16 protein-coding genes are annotated in these 20,940 nt (G+C 69.5%); 10 read left to right on the plus strand and 6 right to left on the minus strand.

Annotated features, from left to right (window positions below; genetic code table 11):
* Positions 1 to 243: 243 nt before the first annotated feature.
* Complete coding sequence (locus tag IEZ19_RS29615) at positions 244 to 4,050, minus strand: S8 family serine peptidase (RefSeq protein ID WP_229840989.1); 3,807 nt, start codon at positions 4,048 to 4,050, stop codon at positions 244 to 246.
* Positions 4,051 to 4,371: 321 nt separating this feature from the next.
* Here IEZ19_RS29615 and IEZ19_RS29620 point away from each other — a divergent pair, with 321 nt between their 5' ends.
* From IEZ19_RS29620 to IEZ19_RS29635, 4 genes are read left to right on the plus strand one after another with little or no spacing between them, the layout of a single operon-like run.
* Positions 4,372 to 5,145 (plus strand): enoyl-CoA hydratase-related protein, encoded by a 774-nt coding sequence (locus IEZ19_RS29620; RefSeq protein ID WP_189314380.1) that lies wholly within the window; start codon positions 4,372 to 4,374, stop codon positions 5,143 to 5,145.
* Between the two features lie 8 nt (positions 5,146 to 5,153).
* Positions 5,154 to 6,317 (plus strand): acyl-CoA dehydrogenase family protein, encoded by a 1,164-nt coding sequence (locus IEZ19_RS29625; protein ID WP_189314381.1) that lies wholly within the window; start codon positions 5,154 to 5,156, stop codon positions 6,315 to 6,317.
* The gene (locus tag IEZ19_RS29630; RefSeq protein WP_189314382.1) at positions 6,310 to 7,464 is read left to right on the plus strand and encodes an acyl-CoA dehydrogenase family protein; all 1,155 of its coding nucleotides are present in this window, start codon (positions 6,310 to 6,312) and stop codon (positions 7,462 to 7,464) included. Before IEZ19_RS29625 ends, IEZ19_RS29630 begins: the two co-directional genes overlap by 8 nt.
* Entirely contained in the window at positions 7,464 to 7,934 is a 471-nt protein-coding gene (locus tag IEZ19_RS29635) for a nuclear transport factor 2 family protein (protein ID WP_229841015.1), read from the plus strand. Before IEZ19_RS29630 ends, IEZ19_RS29635 begins: the two co-directional genes overlap by 1 nt.
* Before the next feature lie 82 nt (positions 7,935 to 8,016).
* Here IEZ19_RS29635 and IEZ19_RS29640 read toward each other — a convergent pair whose 3' ends face one another.
* Positions 8,017 to 8,652, minus strand: coding sequence for a TetR/AcrR family transcriptional regulator (locus IEZ19_RS29640; RefSeq protein WP_189314384.1), 636 nt, complete (start codon positions 8,650 to 8,652; stop codon positions 8,017 to 8,019).
* 313 nt (positions 8,653 to 8,965) lie between these two features.
* Between IEZ19_RS29640 and IEZ19_RS29645 the strand changes: the two genes are divergently transcribed.
* Positions 8,966 to 9,868, plus strand: coding sequence for a crotonase/enoyl-CoA hydratase family protein (locus tag IEZ19_RS29645; protein ID WP_189314385.1), 903 nt, complete (start codon positions 8,966 to 8,968; stop codon positions 9,866 to 9,868).
* A 174-nt stretch (positions 9,869 to 10,042) separates the two neighbouring features.
* On the opposite strand, the gene IEZ19_RS29650 is transcribed toward IEZ19_RS29645, so the two are convergent.
* The gene (locus IEZ19_RS29650; RefSeq protein ID WP_189314386.1) at positions 10,043 to 11,227 is read right to left on the minus strand and encodes an NAD(P)/FAD-dependent oxidoreductase; all 1,185 of its coding nucleotides are present in this window, start codon (positions 11,225 to 11,227) and stop codon (positions 10,043 to 10,045) included.
* Between the two features lie 267 nt (positions 11,228 to 11,494).
* Between IEZ19_RS29650 and IEZ19_RS29655 the strand changes: the two genes are divergently transcribed.
* From IEZ19_RS29655 to IEZ19_RS29670, 4 genes are all read left to right on the plus strand, one after another.
* Positions 11,495 to 12,895 carry an aldehyde dehydrogenase family protein gene (locus IEZ19_RS29655; protein ID WP_189314387.1) on the plus strand — a complete coding sequence of 467 codons (1,401 nt, stop codon included), beginning with the start codon at positions 11,495 to 11,497 and terminating at the stop codon, positions 12,893 to 12,895.
* A gap of 5 nt (positions 12,896 to 12,900) precedes the next feature.
* Entirely contained in the window at positions 12,901 to 14,082 is a 1,182-nt protein-coding gene (locus IEZ19_RS29660) for an ABC transporter substrate-binding protein (protein ID WP_189314388.1), read from the plus strand.
* A gap of 67 nt (positions 14,083 to 14,149) precedes the next feature.
* Positions 14,150 to 15,574, plus strand: coding sequence for an FAD-dependent oxidoreductase (locus tag IEZ19_RS29665; protein WP_189314389.1), 1,425 nt, complete (start codon positions 14,150 to 14,152; stop codon positions 15,572 to 15,574).
* A complete protein-coding gene (locus IEZ19_RS29670) occupies positions 15,574 to 16,074 on the plus strand; it encodes a nuclear transport factor 2 family protein (RefSeq protein ID WP_189314390.1) in 501 nt (166 codons plus the stop codon). Before IEZ19_RS29665 ends, IEZ19_RS29670 begins: the two co-directional genes overlap by 1 nt.
* Before the next feature lie 104 nt (positions 16,075 to 16,178).
* Here IEZ19_RS29670 and IEZ19_RS29675 read toward each other — a convergent pair whose 3' ends face one another.
* From IEZ19_RS29675 to IEZ19_RS29685, 3 genes are all read right to left on the minus strand, one after another.
* A complete protein-coding gene (locus IEZ19_RS29675) occupies positions 16,179 to 17,378 on the minus strand; it encodes a cytochrome P450 (protein ID WP_189314391.1) in 1,200 nt (399 codons plus the stop codon).
* A gap of 105 nt (positions 17,379 to 17,483) precedes the next feature.
* Positions 17,484 to 18,500, minus strand: coding sequence for a TIGR03617 family F420-dependent LLM class oxidoreductase (locus IEZ19_RS29680; RefSeq protein WP_189314392.1), 1,017 nt, complete (start codon positions 18,498 to 18,500; stop codon positions 17,484 to 17,486).
* Positions 18,501 to 18,502: 2 nt separating this feature from the next.
* The gene (locus IEZ19_RS29685) at positions 18,503 to 19,690 is read right to left on the minus strand and encodes a flavin reductase (protein ID WP_189314393.1); all 1,188 of its coding nucleotides are present in this window, start codon (positions 19,688 to 19,690) and stop codon (positions 18,503 to 18,505) included.
* Between the two features lie 194 nt (positions 19,691 to 19,884).
* Between IEZ19_RS29685 and IEZ19_RS29690 the strand changes: the two genes are divergently transcribed.
* Entirely contained in the window at positions 19,885 to 20,928 is a 1,044-nt protein-coding gene (locus IEZ19_RS29690) for an NAD(P)H-dependent flavin oxidoreductase (protein ID WP_229840991.1), read from the plus strand.
* Positions 20,929 to 20,940: the final 12 nt, after the last annotated feature.

The following is a 20,940-nucleotide window of genomic DNA, read 5'->3' on the forward strand; positions in this document are numbered from 1 at the left end:
CACGCTCCGCGGCATGTTTCGGATCTCCAGGTCGTCGATCGGCAGCGAACCCCACATGTGGCTGGACCCGTCGGCGGCTTGTCCGCGTGACCGCCGGGGCCGAGAAAGCACAGCGGACTGCGTTCGGAGAAGCCCTGGTTCCGCACCACAGGACGCGGGTTCGATTACTGCCATCTCCACTCTTCCCGTGGACACGAAGGGCCCCGCCGCACGGCAGGGCCCTTCGTGTCTCCAAGAGTCAGGTCACCTCAGGCCGAAGGCCCGGACGACGGTCTGGGTGACGGAACTTCCCGCGGCGGCCTTCGCAGTCGTCCGCAGGGAGACGAACCGGGCTCCGGACGGGGCGCGCAGGGACGCCCGCCAGTTGCCCTCCTTCTCGAGGTCCTTCTTCAGGACCTGCGTCTGCCAGGTGGCGCCGTCGTCATAGGAGACCTCCAGCCGCACGGAGGCCACCGCGCCGGCTCCGGCGGCGCCCGGCACCGACGGCGTGATCGTCAGGTCGGACGTGCGTGCGGCCCGCCCGGCGGCGTCCAGGTCCGTCCCGTAGTCCAGCTGCACCAGCGGCACGGGCGTGCCGCTGGGCTGCGCGCCGGAGGTGAAGTCCCACTCGGTGCGGGTCCGGGCGGAGTAGGGGCTGAACGCCGGGTCGCCGGTTGTCTCGTCCACCAGCCGGTAGGGCAGCTCTTCCGGGGCCAGGTCGTAGGCGTACAGATAGGGGTTGTGCGTCTGCAGGAGCTGCCGGTCGCCCTGGTACAGCGTGACCGTGGAGGACATCTGCGTGCCGTACTGGGTGTCGCCGCTGTGTGCGGCTCCGGAGTCGCTGAAGCCGTGGAGCACCATGGACAGCGAGGTCTCGTCGCGCGTCGGGATCGCGTCGTGGGTCATCCGGGGGCGGACGACCGGTGCGAACCACCGCTCCTCGTGGATGCTGCGCGGCGCGTAGGACGTCGGCTCGTTCTGCGCGCCGAGCCAGCCCGGGATGTAGGCCGACTGCTGCCATGTGACGTCGTCGCTCGCCGAGACCCAGTCGGTGCGCGGTCCCTGGGCGGCGGGCTCGTAGCCGAACGCGGGGGCCGCGGCCCAGTCGTAGGGCGGGAAGTCCGTGCGCGACTCCGTGGCCTGCTTCCCGGCGGGCTGGGCGAAGTCGACGTCCACCCGGGCCAGGTTTTTCGGGTCAGCCGTCAGGGAGGCGTCCTCGGGGACGGCGCCCATGTGGTACTTGACGAGGTCGTACAGGTACGCGGGCGCCGGGTGGGCGGTCACCCGCACCTGCACCGGCCGGTTCCCCGGCGCGGCGGTGATCTGCCGGATCAGCTCCTCACCCTCCTCGTGGGTCACAGAGGCGGCGGGCAGCGGCCCGGTGGTGACCCCGTCCGCGTTCCCGTACCAGTCGTCGACGCGCCCCAGGCCGTCGTTGACCACCAGCAGCAGCGCCGCACCGGCCGCGCGGGCCGCCGCGGCCTGCTCCGACGGGGACACCCCGGCGTTGCGGCGGACCACGGCGACGGCGCCCCGGGCGGACAGGCCGGCGTAGTCGGCGGCCGAGCCGTGGCCGGCGAACACCGCGGCGGACACCGACGTGCCGTCCGGCAGTGGCCGGGACCCGCGCTGTGCGAGCGTGTCGTCGAGGTGCCGGCCGCCGTAGGACACGTCGAGCGGGGTCTGCTCGGCGCGCAGCCGCGTGGTGAAGACGAAGCTGCCGTGCGCGACCTTGTCACCGGTCGGCTGGGCCCAGACGCTGTCGTACCCGGAGGAGACCATGGCGGTGCTCACGAAGGAGCGGTAGTCGCCGGGGGCCGGCACGGTCGAGGCGAACGAGCGGAAGTACTCCAGCCGGGTGTTCACCAGGGCCGTCGGCTTCGGTGTCAGGGCCCGCACCTGGTGCGCCTGCGAGGCGTCCAGGGCGATCTCCCGGTCCTGCGTCAGCTCCACCTCGGGGTCGCCGAGCAGGGCGATCCCCCGGGAGCTCGCTCCGTGGGTGCCCTGGACCCCCGTGAACATCATCACGGAGTACGAGTCGGGGGCCAGGCGCAGCGTCAGCGTGCCGGAGTCGGGGACCTCCTGGAACATGGTGGAGGTGCCGAGGGCGCCCTTGATCTCGGCGAGCCCTCCCATGGGCCGGCCATCGCGGTCCTTCACCGTGACGGTGAGGTCGTACCGCTCGGGCTCGACGCTCACGCCCACCGTGGTGTGCGCGACGACCGCGCCCGAGGCGTTCCGCGCGAGGACCTGCCCGGTGTAGTTCCCGGCGGCCAGACGGCCCCGGCTTGCGACGAGATTCACCTGCGAGCTGCCGTGGGCCGGCACGGTCACCTCGTCGGCGTCCAGGACGAACGCCTCGGCGGGCGAGGTGCGGGGGTCCACCGCGAGCTGCAGCGTCACGGGGGCGTCCCCCGTGTTGGTGTATGTGATCGGCCGCTCGACCGGCGCGGGGGTCTCCCGCGACCAGCGCAGCTGTGCGAACGCCGAGCCCGTCGCCACGACTTCGGTGTGGGCGGCGGCGGCCGCGTCGACACGCCCGGACCCGCCCTGGTAGGCGGTGAAGCCGGGGGTCGGCCTGCTGGTGCTCATCAGGGCGTCCTTGAGCTGCTGCCCGGTCCAGTCGGGGTGCTCCTGCGCCAGCAGCACCGCGGCGCCGGCGACATGGGGCGCCGCCATCGAGGTGCCGCTCAGCGTCATGTAGGAGCCCTCGCCCTCCTGGGCGTACTGCGAGCGGGCCGCCAGGATGTCTACTCCCGGCGCGCTCAGGTCGGGCTTGAGGCCCTCGTCGCCCTTGCGTGGACCGGCGCTGGAGCGGGGATCGACCTGGTCGGCGGAGTTCCCCGCCGCGACGGTGAGCGCGGCGTCGGCGGTACCGGGGGCGCTGACGCTGTACGGGGAGGGACCGGAGTTGCCCGCGGCGACGACGAAGAGCGTCCCGGTCTCGGCGCTGAGCGCGTTGAGGCTCTGGCTCATCGGGTCGTTCTGGTCGTTGATCCAGCGGTTGCCCAGGCTCATGTTGACGACCTTGGCGTGCGCGGTCCGTGCCGCCCACTCCATGCCGGCGATGATCCAGGACTCCTGCCCCACGCCGTCGTTGTCGAGGACCTTGCCGATCAGCAGGTCGGCGTCGGGGGCGACGCCCTTCTCCTTGCCGCCGGAGGCGGCGCCCGTGCCGGCGACGGTGGACGCGGTGTGCGTCCCATGGCCGTCCCGGTCGGTGACGTCCTGGTCGGGCACGAAGCTGCGGGTGTCGACGATGCGCGGTGCGAGGTCCGGGTGCTCCTCGTCGACGCCGGTGTCCAGGACCGCGACTCTGACGCCGGCGCCGGTGGTTCCCGTGTTCCAGACCTGGGGCGCGCCGATCTGGGCCGTGGAGTCCGCGAGGGTGGCCTCGCTCTTGCCGTCCAGCCAGATCTTGTCGATGGCCGCCGCGAACGAAGGCGCGGCGGGGGCGCCGGCGGCGGCCGTCCTGCCCGCCGCCGGCGTGCCCGCCCCGTTGGTGAGGGCGGACCAGAAGGCGGCCGCTGTGGACCGGTCGGCGGTGATCGCCTCGCCGTCGACGGACGGGAGGGCCAGCTTCGTCTGCGTGCCCGGCAGTTCGGCGGAGGTGCTCCGGAGCGCCGCGTGCTTCGAGTTCTTCGCGTGCGTGACGATCAGGGGCAGCCGGGGTGCCCGGCTGTCGTCGTAGCCCTGCGCTATGAGCTGCGTGACGTCGAACAGGCGCTTGTCGAGGCGGTCCGCGGCGACGTAGGCGAGAGTCTCCTCCGGATACACATAGGTGTCGGCTCCCTCGGTGACGACGCGCACCACACCGGTTGCGCCGGGCGGGCGTTCCACGCTGACCGAGCCCGACGTTCCCTTGGGGCCCGGGGCGACGGTCACCTTGTCACCGGTGATCAGGGTGACCACCCGCGGTGCACCGGCGGCCGGCCCCGGAGCGGGTGACGTTGCCGACTTCCCGTCGAGGGCGGCGTCTTGGGCCGCCGCGGACGGAAGGACCGTGGCCAGCACGGCGACTGACGCGCCGAGAGCCAGCACGGCTGATCTTCGGAAAGGGGGGTGTCCCACTGTTCCTCCATGAAGTTATGTGATCAAAATTGATCATCTCTCCTTCGGGTCTTGGTGATCCAGGGGTTTCGGATCGGTAACTTGCCTGCCTTCCCGTCACACTGACGCTCCGTCACCTCCGGTCGATACGCCCATCGACGATATGGACCAACTGCGGCCTGGTGAGGACTTCGTCCCGGCCGCCGACTGCGAACAGGAGCACCCCCGAGCGCTTGCGCCGGGGGTGAGGGACTGTCACTATTCTACCGATCGGTCGATTTTTCTCGACCGTTGAGTTGGTCAAGGGGCAACGGGTAAGAGTTGGCAGAAGCGAGTGGAGATATGCTGGAATTCGAGTTCCTGGACGTGCGGACCACGAACCGTGTTGCGACCGTCACGATGAACCGACCGCCCGTCAACGCCGTCGGCGTGCCGATGTACGACGAGATCAAGGCCCTGTTCAGTGAGATCGAGCGCCATGCGCCCCAGGCGCGGGTCGTCATCCTGACGGGAGCCGGCAAGCACTTCTGCGGTGGGAATGATCTTGACGAATTCCTGACCATGAACCCGGAGAACGCCGCTGAGCGCATGAGGCATGTGCGCGAGGCGTTCTGGTCGATCTACGACTGTCCCCTGCCGGTGATCGCGGCCGTTCATGGCGTCGCCGTGGGGACAGGACTGGCACTGGCCGGCTCGTGTGACATGGTCGTGGCCGCCGAGGGTGCCAGGTTCAGCCTCCCCGAGATCCAGGTCGGCGCGATGGGCGGTGCCAAGCACGCCTCGCGCCTGGTCCCGCAGGCGCTGGTGCGCCGCATGCACTTCACCGGCGACATGGTCCCGGTCGAGGAACTGGCCAGGTACGGCGGCATCGACAACGTCGTGCCCGGCGATCAACTGCTCGTCGCCGCAACCGAGTTGGCCCAACGGATCGCCCGGCACAGCCCGGTCGCCATCAGAATGGCCAAGCGCAGCCTGAATCACATCGAGTACATGGGACTCAAGGACGGTTACGCGTTCGAGCAGAGTCTCACCGGCGAACTCTCCGGATACGACGACGCCAAGGAGGCTGTCACCGCCTTCTTCGAGCGGCGTGAGCCGCAGTACACCGGGAAGTGAGCTGCGGCATGGCCCACATCACAGACCTGGATGCCTACCGTCGACAGATCCGAGCGTGGCTCGCGCAGGCGACCGTCCCCGAGGTGCCCCTCGACCTGGAAGGCCGCTTCACTGTCCTGCGAGCGTGGCAGAAGACTCTCTACGAGGCCGGATTCGTCGGGATCTCCTGGTCCAAGGCGGTCGGCGGGCAAGGACTCACCCCGCTGCACCAGCTGGTCTTCTCCGAGGAGCTCGCCCGAGCCGGAGCCCCGCAGCCCATCGGCCTGATCGGCGTGGATGTCGTGGGCAAGTCGATCGAGACGTATGGGCGCGAATGGCAACGGGAGCAGTTGCTGCCCCGCCTGCTGTCCGGCGACGACATCTGGTGTCAGGGATTCTCCGAGCCGGAGTCCGGATCCGACCTGGCCTCGCTGCGTACCCGCGCACGGATCGAGGGTGATGAATTCGTCATAAACGGCCAGAAAGTATGGACCAGTTGGGCCCACAAGGCTCAGTGGTGCGCACTGTTGGCGCGCACGGACGCGGACGCGCCGAAACACAGGGGCATCAGCTACATCCTCGTCGACATGAGTACCCCCGGCGTCACCGCACGGCCGCTGGTGCAGATGACCGGTGACGACGAGTTCTGCGAGGTCTTCTTCGAGGACGTCCGTGTGCCGGTGGGCAATCTGGTCGGAAAGCTCCATGAGGGGTGGGCCATCGCCCAGGACACCCTGAGTCACGAGCGGGGTTCGTACACGCTCCGCCGGCGCGTGGAGTACGAGGTGGCAGTCGAGGAGGCTGTGCGGGACCTGCGAGACCATGTCGACGAGACCGGAACCGAACCCTCGGACTGGGTCCTTGAGCAGCTCGGCCGCTCCTACACGGCGGTGCGGTCGCTGGAGGCGCTGACCCGCCGGACCATTGAGCGGCAGCTCGCCGGCGACATTCCCAGCCCTCTCGACTCGGTGGACAAGCTCAGCCTCAACGAGGTGGAGCAGCTGGTCTACACATCCATCACCAACGTTCTCGGGCCGTTCCGCCTGGCAGCCGACGGGGTTGCGTTCGGTCTCGACGGCCCGCGGTGGGTCAAGGATCACTACTACTCCCGGGCGGCGTCCATCTACGGGGGGACGTCCCAGATTCAGAAGAACATCATCGGCGAGCGACTGTTGGGACTGCCCCGTGGCTGACGAAGACATCCTGCAGGCGCTCAAGGCGTTCCTTGACCGTGACTACCCGGCCGAGCGCAGGCGCGCCGCACTGCAGGCCCAGGGCGAGGACCGGCAACTGTTCGAAGAAGCGGTAGAACAGGGCTGGTTCGCACTGGTGGCGCCCGAGGCGGAGGACGGCCTCGGACTGCACCCCGCCACTCTCGTGCCGATGTTTCAGCTGTTCGGGCAACGTCTTGTGACCGGCCCCCTGCTGGAGCAGATACTGCTGCCGGGACTGCTGCTCAGGACGACCTGCACCGACGGCGCGCGAACCCGGCTGGCGGCCACGCTGACCGGAAGACGACGGGTGGCGGTGTTGGACCCCGGTGTCACACTCGACTGGCGGGCGGCCAACGGCTCGCTGACCCTGCGCTCCGGCACGCTCGTCGGGTCGGTGGACCTGGTGCGATTCGGGGCGGTCTCGGACCTGTTCGTCGCGATCATCGATGGCGCCCCGGACGGCGCGGCTGCAGTCCTGGTCATCGATCGCGCCCAGCCCGGTCTCACCGTCACCGGGCACCGGAGTACGGACCCGGGTGCGAGCTACGCTCGCGTGGTCCTCGACGGGGTCGCAGTCGGACCGGGCGACATCGTTGCGCGGGGCGAGGACGCGGTGGCTCTCGTGGCCGCACTGCGGAGTTGGCAGCGGGTGCTGGTCGCCGCTGAACTCTCCGGCATCGCCCGCCATGTACTCGACCTGAGTGTCGGGTTCGCCAAGCAGCGCGAGCAGTTCGGCCGTCCCATCGGGGGCTTCCAGGCGGTCAAGCACATCGCGGCTTCGGCCGCCCAGCGGGTGATCATGCTGGAGAGTCTTGTCGCGGCCACGGCCGCTGACTCGGCGACCCTCCCCCCGAAGTCCTTCGATCTCGCGGCCCTGACCCTGAAGGCCGCCGCCGCCGAGGTCGGCCGCTCGGCATGTGAGGACGCCCTGCAGATCCACGGCGGCATCGGATTCACATACGAGCACGAGTTGCACTGGTACTACAAGCGCGCGCTGTCCCTGCGCACCTGGTACGGGGACGAGCGGGAGGCCGCCACGGAGGTCGGGCGACGCAAGGTGTGTCACGGGATGCCCGTCTCGCTCACGGACGGACGCCATCATCGATCTCCCAGGAAGGCCTCGTGATGGCACCGGACGGCTTCCCCGTCGCGGACGAACTCGAGATTCACCGTCTCAACGCGCGATACAACTGGGCCTGTTACGAGCGCGATGCCGAGGCGTACGCGGACTGTTTCACCCCGGACGGCGTGTACGAGTCCGCAAACACCGGCAGCCGGAACTGCGGGCGCGAGAGCCTGGCCGCAGGCATCCGTGCCGCTGCGGTCTCTGCCTGGCTCATGGGGCACGTGACGGCCGACAGCATGGTCGACATAGCTGGCGACGCGGCGACGCAGAAGGTCTTCGTGCTGCTCTACCGCCGGGAGAGCAGCGACGGCGACAACGCCTTCTTCGCCAGCGGGTGGTACCGGGACCGCCTGGTGCGGACGCCCGACGGCTGGAGGTACAGCCACCGCACGTCGTACCTCGACCGCTCTCGGCTGCCCTGGACGCGCTATGCGCGGGGAGCCCACGGACCGGCCGCCGACCGCGACTGAAGACGGTATCGAGTACTTCCCCCCTTCGCCGTAGCAGACAGGCCGTCCCCTCCCGTGCGGCTGGTCGGCAGGTCCGTCCCGCTCAGCCCGCGTCGGTGCGCGGCATCAGGGACCGGACGGCCTGCCGGCTCAGCGCCGTGGCGATCTCGGACGGCGACAGCGTCCCTTCCGGGCGGTACCACTGGTGGATCCAATTGATCATGCCCAGCACACCGAACACCGCGAGCCGGGAGTCCAGGTCCGCGGCGAACTCGCCCGCTTCCTGGCCACTCCTGACGAGTCGGCGCAGGGACGCCTCATAGGCGTCGCGGGTGGCGACGATGCGCTCCTGGTATGCGTCGGACAGGGTCGGCCGCTCGTTGTAGAAGGCGGCCGTCACGTGGAAGTGCTCGGCGGCGAACCTCGCGTGCTGGAACAGCATGCGTTCCAGCGTCTGCAGCGGCGTGCCGCCTTCGGCCTTGGCATTCTCGGTGAGCTCGACGAAGAACCTGTGCGCGTAATCCGTGATGGCGAAGAGCAGGTCCTTCTTGGAGTCGATGTAGTAGTAGAGGCTGCCCTTCTTCAGGCCCACCGCGCCGGCCAGGTCCTGGAGGGATGTGGCCGCGTACCCCTTTTCGTAGAACAGCCGGGCAGCCGCCTCGAAGATCTGATCGTTCCTCACCTCGGCCTTGCGGGGGCGAATCTTGGGGCGCGGCCATTCCCGGCTCGTCTCACTCACGTGACCCATCCTCAAACCTGGGAGCCTTTGGGGACACGAGCATCGCACCAACCCTGACACAAGGGGACACCCCACCGGACGTTGCTTGTTCCGGCACGGCGAGCTCTTGCACGCTCCAAGTGATCACTAGCATAATCCTATCGGTAGATTATTTTCTAACGCTCGGTAGGTCGTACGGATCGAGGGATCGTATGCGGGCCATCGGAAGGCTGGGACGGATCGTGGATACGGCTGAGGTGCGAGAAGGGGGCCAGGTGTCCATGCCCGCAGGGGTCGCAGGAATCGCCGCAGCCGCACGAAAGGCGTACGGGGCATGAGCGCGGCAACGGACGTCGGAAAATTCCAGACCCTGTCGACCGAACTGGAGCGCGGGGTTCTCACCGTCACCCTCGACCGCCCCGACCGGATGAACGCCTTCACTGTCGACATGGCGAACGAACTCGTGCTGCTGTTCACCGAGGTGAACGTGCGTGACGAGGTGCGTGCCGTGGTGGTGACGGGAGCCGGCCGGGCCTTCTGCGCGGGCATGGAACTCGCGTCGGAGGGCAACGTGTTCGGGCTGGACGAGTCCCAGCGGCCGATGCTGTCCGACATGGGCGACCTCGACGACCCACAGATCCTGCGGGGCGTGCGCGACACAGGCGGACGGGTGACCCTGGCGATCTTCGAATGCCGCAAGCCCGTGATTGCGGCGATCAACGGCCCGGCCGTGGGCATCGGGGCCACGATGACCCTGGCCATGGACATCCGGCTGGCGTCGGAGGAGGCACGGATCGGCTTCGTCTTCGGCAAGTTGGGCATCGTCCCCGAGGCGGCGTCGACCTGGTTCCTGCCACGGATCGTCGGCATGGCCCGGGCACTGGAGTGGGTGTACTCGGCCGAGATCCTTTCGGCGGAGGAAGCCAGGGACGGCGGACTGGTGAGCCGTGTCGTGGCTGCTACGTCGCTGCTCGAAGAGGCACAGGACCTGGCACGGCGGATCTCGCAGAACCGGTCGCCGGTCGCCGTCGCGCTCACGCGGCAGATGATGTACCGCAACAGCGCCCTGCCGCACCCGAGGGAGGCGCACCGGATCGACTCGCTGGCGATGTTCTACACCAGCGCGGGAGATGGCAAGGACGGCGTCAGGGCTTTCCTCGAGAAGCGGGAACCCCGCTTCTCGAGCAGCGCGCACACGGGGATGCCCCCGTTCTACCCCTGGTGGGACGACGAGTGAGGAACACCCGGGACGGGTGAAGGTCACCGGCTGACGGACCGGCCGTCATCTCGTGCGGGCCGCGCGGGTCGAGTGATGCGCGCTGAGTTTCGTCGAGGTGGTCGTACGGGTGGGCGGGGCGGCCGCAGAAATGGCTGCCCTCCTCTGAGTGAGCGTCACGGACCTCGTGACCGGTCAGCGCCGGACAGGTGCCGTGGTGAGCTCCTGCTGGAGATCGCGGCGCAGCCGCAGGAAGCGGCGCGGGTTGTGGAAGGCGGCGACCGCTACGCGGCGGTCCGTGGCGTCGGTGAAGGCGAACACGGTGCCGCGGTCGGATCCGTCCTCTCCGGCTTCGAGTACGTGGACCGAGGACGCGAGGTCGGGGCGGCCGACCAGCTGGAAGTTCACGTCGTACTGGGTGCTCCAGAAGTAGGGCAGCGCCGGTGGGCGGCCCGACTCCCGGCCGAGGACGGCGGCCGCCACCACGGCCGCCTGGTCGACCGCCGTAGTCCAGTGCTCGTGACGTGCGCAGTCGCCGTACATCGGCTCCTCCCACACGGCGACGTCACCGAGCGCCCACACCCGGTCGGCGGCCCGACCGCGGGCGTCGCACGGCACGCCCGCGGCGTCATCGAGGCCGAGGCCGGCCAGCCAGTCGTTGTTGGGTTTTGCGCCGATGCCGACGACGACGTGGGCTGCGACGAGTTCGGTGCCGTCGGCGAGCCGGACGGCCACGGTGTCGGGCGTCTCCTGGAGCGAGGTGATGGGGACGCCGGTCAGTACGCGCACTCCTGCGGCTCGGTGCAGCCGGGTGAAGCAGGCGCCGAGCTCGGGGCCGAGGACGGGTTCGAGAGGCGTGCTCGCGAGCTCGACGACGGTGACGTCCAGCCCGGACCCGCGCGCGGCGGCCGCGACCTCGAGCCCGATGAAACCGCCGCCCACGACGGTCATCGGGCCGTCGTCCGCCAGCGCGGTACGCAGCCGGACGCTGTCGGTCAGGGTGCGCAGCCGGTGGACGCGACCGTCGGGGGCTGCGCCCGGCCAGGTGCGGGCGGCCGCGCCAGTGGCCACGACGAGCTGGTCGTAGTCGATCCGGTCGCCGTCGGCCAGCGTGACGGCCTCGGTGTCCACTGCGACGGCTCGAGCGCCGAGCACGGTTTCGATGCCGGCCTCCGCGAGCTTCTCGGGGGTGGTCAGCGCGGTACGCGAGGCCTCCCATTCGCCGGTCAGCACCTGCTTGGACAACGGCGGGCGGTCATAGGGGAGGTGGTGCTCGTCGCCCACCAGCCGCAGCCTGCCCGTGTATCCGTTGCCTCGCAGCGCCTCGGCGACCCGCAGGCCGGCGAGCGAGGCGCCGACGACGACTATCCCGCCGCTCATGCCTGGGTCCTCGGACCACCGGCCCGGTCGGGGTGAATTCCGGGTGTGGGGACGGGGGCGGTCAAGGCTCGGAAGGTGGCGGTCATCGGTCTCCCTCGAGGGCTGTATCGGGGATGGACGGAATCAGCGTGAAGATCTTGATATAGAAACCAATCACTGTCAGGATAATGTGTCACTGATCACGGTCGGCGCAACTCCTGGCGCGCCTGCGCCCTGCCACATGGCCGACGTGGCTCACCCATCGCGAACCGGACGTGGAGGAAACCCATGCTGAGCATGACGATCGACGGCGAGACCGTCGACGCACATGACACGTTCGACGTCGTCAACCCGGCGACCGGGGCCGTCGAGGCGCAGGCACCCGAGTGCACGCCGGAGCAGCTCGACCAGGCGATGACGTCGGCCGCCCGTGCCTACCAGAGCTGGAAGCGTGACGACGACGCGCGCCGGCAGGCCCTGCGCGACCTGGCCGACGCCGTCGACGCCCACCAGAAGGAATTGACCGCGCTCCTGGTCCAGGAGACCGGCAAGCCGCTGGCCGTCGCCGCGGGCGAAGTCGCCTCCTCGGCACCCTGGATCCGCTACTACGCCGAACTGGAGTGGCCGAAGCGGGTGATCCAGGACGACGACGCCGCCAGGATCGAGGTGGCCCACCGCCCGATGGGCGTGGTCGCCGCGATCACCCCATGGAACGGCCCGGTCGGCATGTGGACCTGGAAGATCGCCCCGGCCCTGCGCGGCGGCAACACCGTCGTGCTCAAGCCCTCGCCGTTCACTCCGCTCTCGACCCTGCTGCTGGGCCGGATCGGCGCCGAGGTGCTGCCTCCCGGCGTCATCAACATCGTCACCGGTGGCGACGAGCTCGGCAAGGCCATGACCGCGCACCCGACGCCGCGCAAGGTCAGCTTCACAGGTTCGATCCCGGCTGGGCGGTCCGTGGCCGTCAACGCCGCCCACGACCTCAAGCGGGTCACCCTCGAACTCGGAGGCAATGACGCAGCGATCGTCCTGGACGACGCGGACCTGGAGAACGCCGCCGGCACCCTGTTCGCGTTCTCGATGTTCAACTGCGGCCAGATCTGCTGCATCCCCAAGCGCATCTTCGTTCCCGCGAACCGTTACGAGGAATTCGTCGACGCGTTCGGCGCGGCCGCGCGCTCGATGGTCGTCGGCGATCCGACCGACCCCGTCACGGCGATGGGCCCGCTGACCACCCGGCCCCAGTTCGACCGGGTCTCGGAGCTGGTGTCCGACGCCGTCGCCGGCGGCGCACGGGTGGTGGCCGGAGGCAAGCCCATCGAGGGCGGCGGGTACTTCTTCGAGCCGACGGTCTTCGCCGACGTGGCGGAGGGCGTGCGGATCGTCGACGAGGAGCAGTTCGGCCCGGCGATCCCGCTGCTGAAGTACGACACCGTCGACGAAGTCGTCGCGCGTGCCAACGCCACCGACTACGGCCTGTCCGGTTCGGTCTGGTCCGCCGACGAGGAGAAGGCCGGGGCCGTTGCCGAACAGCTCGAGTGCGGCACGGCCTGGATCAACTGCCATGCGATGCTGCCCTCCCACGCGCCCTTCTCCGGTGCCAAACACAGTGGCCTCGGTGTGGCCAATGGTGAGGACGGGCTGCTCTCCTTCACCGAGCAGCAGGTTGTCCACACGGCGAGGGGCTGATCCCGATGGGCAGAGGAACTCTCACCGGACTCGCGGTGCTTCCGCTGCTGCTCACCGCATGCGGTGGCGGCGGAGCGGGGGGAGCGGCTGCCGACGGGCCGATCAAGATCATGACGATCGCTTCGTTCGAGAGCCCGGTCTACTCCGTGCCGTGGCTGAAGACGGCCGTGACCGCCGCGGTGGACCGGCTCAACGACGAGGGTGGCATCGACGGCCGTAAGGTCGAAATGCTGACCTGCAACGACAAGTTCGACCCCAATGAGGCCACGGCGTGCGCGCAGCGCGCCGTGTCCGAACAGGTCGTCGCGGTCGTCGGACCGCTCTCGCCCAATATCGGTCCGATCGCGGCGGTGATGAAGCAGGCGCGGATTCCGATCATCGGCCCTGGGGGTGCCGACGGCCAGAACGAGGCGACCAGCCCGGTGTCCTACCCCATCAACGCGACCCCCGTCGGCATGGGTGTCGGCGCCGGAAAGCTCGCGGTCGAGCGCGGGGGCCCGAACGTCGTCGTGATCGGCGGAGACAACGAGACCGCCCGCGCCGGCGCCAAATGGGCCGCGAAGGGCGTCGAGTCGGCCGACGGCAAGGCGACCACGATCTACGCCCCGATCGGCTCGGCCGACTACTCGACGGTGGCGGCCAAGGCGGTCGACCTCCACCCCGACGCGGTGTCCCTGCAGGGCTCGGGCGCCGACGCCGGCCGGATCGCGGCTGCCCTCCGAGCGGCCGGATACGACGGTCTGATCACCGGAATCTCCTCGATGGTCACCCCGGGTGTCCTGAAGATCCTCGGAACGGGCGCGAAGAACATCCTGCTCACGTCCCGCGGTCACGCCGCGTCCGACACCTCGATCCCCGAGATCGCGACGTTCACCAAGGCGATGAAGGCCGCCGACCCCAAGGTCAACGTCGACGACATCGGTCTCAACGGCTGGCTGGCGGTCAAGCTGTTCGCCGCGGTCGCCGAGGGCCACCGGATCACCGACGGTGCGTCGGTCATCGAGGCCCTCGCCAATATCAAGGAGCCGGTCAGCCTGGGCGACGCCTACCCGGATTACAAGGGCATCCAGGATCCCCCTCCGCTGCCGGAGTACCCGCGGGTCGCGTCGTTCGAGGTGGGCACCAGCGCCGTCGAGAACGGCCGGATCGTCCCGGACGGCGGCTTCTTCGATCCCTTCGCCAAGTAACCCGGCGTCGGCGAGGGACTGCGACGGGGCCGCCTTCGCCGACACCGCAGTGCAGAAAGGCTCATTCATGGCAGGAACCCGCAGGATCGTCGTGATCGGGGCCGGTGGCGCCGGCCTCGCCGCCGCACTCGAGGCCGGCCGGGCCGGCGCCGACGTACTCCTTCTCGAAGCAGCCGAGCAGGTCGGTGGCGCGACAGCCCGGGCCGGGGGCGTCGTCTACGCCTCCGACACCCCGGTCCAAAAGGCCCGTGGCGTCCAGGACTCCGTCGACGAGCTCATCAACTACTACATGACGGTGAGCCGGCACGAACTCGAGCCGCGGCTGCTGCGCGCATCGGCCGAGGGCACCCGGCAGGTGATCGGCTGGCTCGAAGACCTCGGCATCACCTGGAACCCCGATCGCCTGTACATCGCCGGGCTGGAGCACAAGCCGCGCGGCCACATGCCCACCGGTGACACCCGCGGGCTCGGCCCGGCGGGCGGTGCCATGATCGTCGCCGCCCTGCTCACCGCGGTCGAGCGGGCCGACAACGTCGAGATCCGCACGGGCACCCGGTGCACCTCGCTGCTCACCGGTGAGGACCAGGTTGTGGTCGGCGTGCGCACCGAGACCGGTGAGGAGATCCCGGCGGACGCCGTCATCCTCGCCACGGGCGGCTTCGGCGCCGGCACCGAGATGCTGCGGAAGTACTGGCCCGACGCGGTCCGACACGGCGACTGGCACTGGTATCTCGGCCCCGACACCAACATCGGTGACGGGGTCCGGATGGGCCTGGCCGCCGGAGGCGAACTCCGCGGCCGCGGTGGCACCTTGCTCGAGACGCCGAACTTCGGCCGGCTCAACGACGCCTTCACCCCGCCCTGGCTCATCTACGTCAACAAGCACGGCCACCGGTTCGTCGACGAGACCGACACCTACTGCGTGATGCCGCACCTCATCGGCCGCCAGCCCGAGGGCAGGTGCTGGGCGGTCTTCGACGATGCCGCGCTGCAGAAGGTCGCCGACGGCGGGTACGTCGACCCTTACGGCCTCGGTGTCGACCTGGAGTCGAACTGGACCGCAGCCATGCTGCGCAGGCAGATAGAGGCCGGCGTCGTGACGTCCGGCGCCACCCTGGCCGAACTCGCCGCGCGCACGGGTATCGCAGCCGCGGGACTCGAGGCGACCGCTGAGCAGTGGAACGCCGATGTCGCGGGCGGACGCGACACGGTCTTCGAGAAGCAGGGGACGCTGGCGCCGGTCTCGACCGCCCCGTTCTACGCCGTGGAGCTGCGGCCGGCCATCATCGGCATCACCTTCGCCGGGCTCCGGATCGACCACGAGGCCCGAGTGCTCGACACGGCGGGCCGCCCGATTCCGGGCCTGTTCGCAGGCGGCGAGGTGGTCGGCGGTCTCGACGCCGATGTGTACGCCGGAGGCGGCACCTCCATCGGCAACGCCCTCGTCTTCGGCCGCACCGCCGCCCGGACGGCGACCGGGGGAGCGGCGTAGTGGCCCCGGCGCTTCCCGCCCCCGGTGACCGGAGCACCCAGGAGGTCGCGGACCGCCTGGCCATCCACGAGCTCTACGCCCGCTACGCCCAGGCAGCCGATCTGGCGGACGGCGCGGCCTACGCCGACTGCTTCACCGAGGACGGTTGGACCGACATCTCCTCCTTCGGCCACACCGCCGAGTCCTTCCAGGCGAGGGGTTTGGACATCCTCGACGAGACCGGGAAGGTACGCGGTCGCGCCCGTCTGCGCGCCATCGCGACCAAAGCCTCCGGCGCACCGCTCTACCACCACCTCACGGTCAACGTCCTTGTCACCTCCTACGACGGGGACCGGGCCACTGGCGCGGCATACTTCGTCGTGCTCTCGCCCGACGGTCGCGTCCACCAGTTCGGGCGCTACGAGGACGTCATCGTCCGCGACACCGACGGACAGTGGCGGTTCGCGGAGCGGAGGGACCTCGCGGCGTACAACTCCGGCACGACCCTTCCCCAGGGCTGAGTCCGGCACGGCGAGGGAGGCATTCCACGGCCACCTGCCCACACGACGCTGATCGCGGGGTGTGGGCAGGTGCAATGTGCCGGGCGTCCGGGGGAGACAGGTCGTCAGGCCGGCCGGGAGGCGTGGCGGACGGGCAGAGCGGTGAGACCGTAGGTGGTGAAGTAGGTCCGGGTGGTGACCTCGCCGTCGAGGTCGAGGTCGGGCAGGTGGTCGAGGATGTACTCGAGCACAATGGTGATCTCGAGTTTGGCCAGTGCCTCGCCGATGCAGCGGTGGCGGCCGAAGCCGAAGGTCAGGTGGCCGTGGACGCCGGGGCGGTCGGGGTCGAAGCGGTCGGGGTTCTCGAACTTCTCCGGGTCGTAGTTACCGGCGCCGAAGGTGAGCATCACCTTCTCTCCGGGGCAGATTCCGACGCCTCGCACCTCGGCGTCCTTGCGGGCGGTGCGGCCCATGTTCCAAACCGGCGGATTGATACGCAGCGACTCGTCGATGACCTTGGCCAGCACGGAGCGGTCGGCCCGCAGCGTAGCCATCAGACCCGGTTCGGCGAGCACCCGGTGCACGGTGTTGGCGATGCCGTCGACGGTGGTGCCGTGACCGGCCACGATGAAGACGATGCACAGACCGAGCAATTCGGCGTCGGTGAGCGGCGCACCCTCGACCTCTCCCTGCATGATCTTGCCGAGGACGTCCTCGGCAGGCTTCCCGCGGCGCTTGCTGATCTCCTCCCTGACGACGGCCTCGACGGCGGCGGCCGCCCGGCGCGCGCGGTCCTGATCGGCCGTGTCGCCCGTGGAGGCCATCCACTCGTCGACGATGTCGGAGATGTGGTTCCAGTCCTGGTCGAAGCCCAGGATCGCCGAGATCGAGGAGGTCGGGACCTTGCGGGCGACGTCGGCGACGAGGTCGCCGCGGCCTCCCGCGACCAGCCCCGCGAAGGCATCCTCGACGATCCGCTCGATCACCGGGCGGTAGCTCTCGACGGTCTTCGGGGTGAAGTAGGGCACGAGGAACCGGCGCCACGGTGTGTGCAGAGGCGGGTCGACCTCGGCGAGCGGGAGCATCACCGACTTTCCGGTGGACGGGATGGTGTGGCCCTGTTCGACGGTGTAGGTCTCCCAGTCATTGGCAGCCGCGGTGATGTCGGCGTATTTCGTCAGCATCCAGAATCCGCCGACCGCGTCGCTCCACGCGACGGGACACTTCGCCTGTACGTCTTTCAGCGTCTCGAAAAGATGTGGGGCGAGAGAACGATCGGTGTTGTCCAGGTAGTACGCGTGCTCGGACTTACGGCTCTCGGTCATGGAGGATCCTTGTCGTGCGCGCTTAAACCAAACAGCGTTACAGTAAAGTGGTACGTGATACTCGGACAAGGCGGCTGACGGCGGCAGACGCGCCGTCAGCCACCCTCAGGTGCGCTCCCGCAGCCGGGCGGCGACCCGGGCGCGGGCGTTCTCGTCGAGGTCGTACGGCGTGACGAGGGTGAACCGGTCGAAGACGTCGCCGTACCGCGTGGCCAGGGTGTCCGCCGCCTCCTCCGGGGTGCCGACCGCCGCGAACTCGTACAGCACCTCGTCGTCGACCGCCGCGGTCATGGCCTTCCAGTCGCCCGCGCGGGACAGGGCGTGGAGCCGTACACCGAGCTCGCCCCATCCATGCGCCTCGAGCACCGGCCGGTAGGACGGGGTCGAGGCGTAGAACGCGATCTGGTTCCGGGTCGCCTCCGCCGCCCCGGAGATCTGCTCGGGTGTCGAACCGGTGGCCACGAACGGCCCGCCGACCCGCTGGAAGTCCGGACGCCGGGAAAGCCGTCGGCCACGCTCGAGGGCCGTGAGGGTGTGTTCGCGGAGATAGCGCTCGGTGAGGAAGCTGTGGAACAGGATGCCGTCACCGACCTCTCCGGCCACTTCGGTCATCAGGTCGCCGACAGCCGCGACGACGACCGGTGGTGTGCCGTGACCGTGCGGGGCCGGCGTGAACATCGGTGTCATCAGCGTGTGCGAGTAGAACCGGCCCTCGAAGGCGAGGCGCTCACCGGTCTCCCAGGCGGACCAGATGGCGCGGAGGGCCTGAACGTACTCGCGCATACGGGCGGCCGGCTCGGACCAGGGCATCGAGAAGCGCCGGGTGATGTGCGCGCGTACCTGGGTGCCGAGTCCCAGCATGAAGCGGCCGCCCGAGAGCCGTTGCAGGTCGTGAGCCATCGAGGCGACGTTCATCGGGCTGCGGGCGAAGGCCACCGCGATGCCGGTGCCCAGGCCGATCCGCTCGGTCGCGGTGGTGGCCACGGCGAGTTGCAGGAACGGATCGCGGTCGAGCTCGCTTGCCCAGACGGCGTCGTACCCGGCTTCCTCGGCCATGCGTGCCGCCGCGGCCGGATCGGCGCCGCCCTTGATGGGCAGCGCGGTGTCGACGTGCACGGCCATGCTCATGCCTCCCCGCTGATCGCCGCGGCCAGGGCGTCGGCCCCGCCGATCTTGCTGCTCACCTCGTCGGCCGCGTCGACCAGCCGGGCCGCGATCCGCTCGACCTCGGCGCCGTCGAGGTGCTGGCGGAAGCCCCGGACGGCGAGGCCGAGTTCGACCTTCCGGGGGCCGAAGACGGGTGCCACGAGCATTCGGACGTCGTACGCGGTGCGCTGGTCGAGTGTGGGGTCGAACTGTTCCCCGCGCAGTCTTCTCATGACACTGCCGAGTTCGTCCTCCGGTGGATGGCGCAGTTGCCGGCTCACCGCGTGCTCGAGCTGGTCGTAGTCGTCGTCGCCGATCGCGACGGACCAGCGACGCCGGCGGGTGCGCCGGAGCGCGGCCTCGCCGATCGCGGCCCGGGCCGGGTCCTTCGGGAGCCAGCCCTCGGTGCCGTCCGGGTCCCAGGCGACGAATACCGAGCCGACCGGGAACACGAACGGGGTGCGGTAGCCCACCCGCGAGGAGGTGTAGTCGGCGTTCGGGGAGTCGGCGATGGCAAGGCACACCGACTGCTGGTCGACCGTCCCGACGGCCAGGCATTCGAGGTCGAGTTCCCTGGCGAGCCGCTCCATGTGCGGACGGGCGCGACCCGTCAGTTGGATCAACTCGACGAGGTCACGCTCGGGTGCAGCCATCAGTGACGGCGTCGTGAATCCGCCGTACCCGCCGCGGAAGAACACCAGCGGCGGCCCCGGCCGGAGCTCGGAGAGCTGGTTGACCTCGCCGACGACGATGAAGTGGTCGCCCGCCTCGTACCGCTGCGCGAGCGAGCAGTCGATCCAGGCGAGAGCCCCGTCGATGACAGGTGCACCGGACGGCGCCGGGAACCACTTGATCCCACTGAACTTGTCGGCACCCTTGGTCGCCATCATCCGGCACACGTCCTCCTGGTCGGCGCCGAGGATGCTCACGCAGAACTGCCGGGCGGCCTCGATCTGCGGGTAGGTGCTCGATGTGCGCGCAGGCATGAACCCCACCAGCGGTGGATCGAGCGAGACCGAACTGAACGTCCCCACCGCCATGCCGTGGGGCTGACCCTCCGCGTCGAGCGCTGTGACGACCGCGACGCCGGTGGGAAATTGTCCGAGGACGTCGCGGAAGTAGCGCGAGTCCTGTGGCGGGGCGGTCGCCTGGCCGTAGTTGCTCACATCGCACCTCACTGGGACGGCAACAACTTAATCTAACAATATTTGATTCTATGGCCAAGGGGAGAGGGGAAGTGGGGCCGGGTAGGCGCGGGCCCGCAGGGTGAGCGGCGGGGCCTTGGCCCGATAATCAAATGCCGTTAGGCTGAGTTGATCCGGCCGGGAAGGCCGTTTGCGCACTCAGCGAAGGGATCGACGTGGGAGCGGTATGGCAGGCCCTGTGCGGCCGACTCGGAACGAAGTACCCGATCATGCAGGACGGCATGGGCCCGTCACCCACCACCTCGCTGGCGACCGCCGTGTCAGCGGCCGGCGGGCTCGGCTCGGTCTCGACACCGGGCCTGCTCACACCCGAGGCCGAACTGCGCAAGAAACTGCGCGACCGGATGGAGCAGGTGGCGGTCGACGCGCAGGGCTCCTTCGCCGTCAACATCCCGGTCGGAACCCTCTCCTCCGGCGAGATGCTCCCCGCCTCCGAGGCATGCATCGACGAGGCGATCCGGGTCAAGCTCGCCGGCGGTCCGGTCGGCGAGCGCTTCGCCGCCATCACCACCTCGGCGGGTTTCCCCGGTGGCTTCACCGAGCGCATCAAGGAAGCCGGCCTTCTCCACATCCACAAGGTGGGCTCCGTGCGTCACGCCGTCAAGGCCGCCGAGGCCGGCGTCGACGTCGTCATCGCCTCGGGGTACGAGATGGGCGGTCATACACACCTCCGGCCGGTCTCCACGATGGTGCTCGCCCCACAGGTGATCGCGGAGGTCGACATCCCTGTCATCGTCTCCGGCGGCATTCACGACGGTTACGGACTTGCCGCGATGCTCGCCATGGGCGCCGCCGGTATCGCCATGGGCACCCGGTTCATCGCGACCGAGGAACACGAGTGGCACCGGAACTACAAGCAGTACATCGTCGACTCGCGCGAGTGGGACGACATGACCTACCAGGGCTACTACGCGCCCAGCCGCGGCCTCAGGAACAAGGCCCTCCTGGAGGACCTGCCGGCCGTCAAGGCCACGGGCATCCCGGTCGACGAGCTCAACCAGTGGAAGGAGGACCGGGGTTACCTGGCCCAGATGGAGGGCGACACGGAGGCCGGCATCGTCGTCGCCGGTCAGGTCGCAGCCGCCATCAAGGACATCGTGCCGGTCAGGGTGCTCCTGGAGCGGATGATGGACCAGGCCATCGACCTCCTCGAGAACACCTCGGCATCGCTCGCGGCCCTCAAGGCCACCCGCGCCTGAACCTTTCGCCGC

The organism is Streptomyces brasiliensis (assembly GCF_014647875.1).
Taxonomy (GTDB): Bacteria; Actinomycetota; Actinomycetes; order Streptomycetales; family Streptomycetaceae; genus Streptomyces; species Streptomyces brasiliensis.

Coding starts and splice junctions, on each gene's coding strand:
- IEZ19_RS29620 (WP_189314380.1), top strand. CDS start 4,372: ATGCTGGAATTCGAGTTCCTGGACGTGCGGACCACGAACCGTGTTGCG.
- IEZ19_RS29625 (WP_189314381.1), top strand. CDS start 5,154: ATGGCCCACATCACAGACCTGGATGCCTACCGTCGACAGATCCGAGCG.
- IEZ19_RS29635 (WP_229841015.1), top strand. CDS start 7,464: ATGGCACCGGACGGCTTCCCCGTCGCGGACGAACTCGAGATTCACCGT.
- IEZ19_RS29645 (WP_189314385.1), top strand. CDS start 8,966: ATGAGCGCGGCAACGGACGTCGGAAAATTCCAGACCCTGTCGACCGAA.
- IEZ19_RS29650 (WP_189314386.1), bottom strand. CDS start 11,227: ATGAGCGGCGGGATAGTCGTCGTCGGCGCCTCGCTCGCCGGCCTGCGG.
- IEZ19_RS29655 (WP_189314387.1), top strand. CDS start 11,495: ATGCTGAGCATGACGATCGACGGCGAGACCGTCGACGCACATGACACG.
- IEZ19_RS29660 (WP_189314388.1), top strand. CDS start 12,901: ATGGGCAGAGGAACTCTCACCGGACTCGCGGTGCTTCCGCTGCTGCTC.
- IEZ19_RS29665 (WP_189314389.1), top strand. CDS start 14,150: ATGGCAGGAACCCGCAGGATCGTCGTGATCGGGGCCGGTGGCGCCGGC.
- IEZ19_RS29675 (WP_189314391.1), bottom strand. CDS start 17,378: ATGACCGAGAGCCGTAAGTCCGAGCACGCGTACTACCTGGACAACACC.
- IEZ19_RS29680 (WP_189314392.1), bottom strand. CDS start 18,500: ATGGCCGTGCACGTCGACACCGCGCTGCCCATCAAGGGCGGCGCCGAT.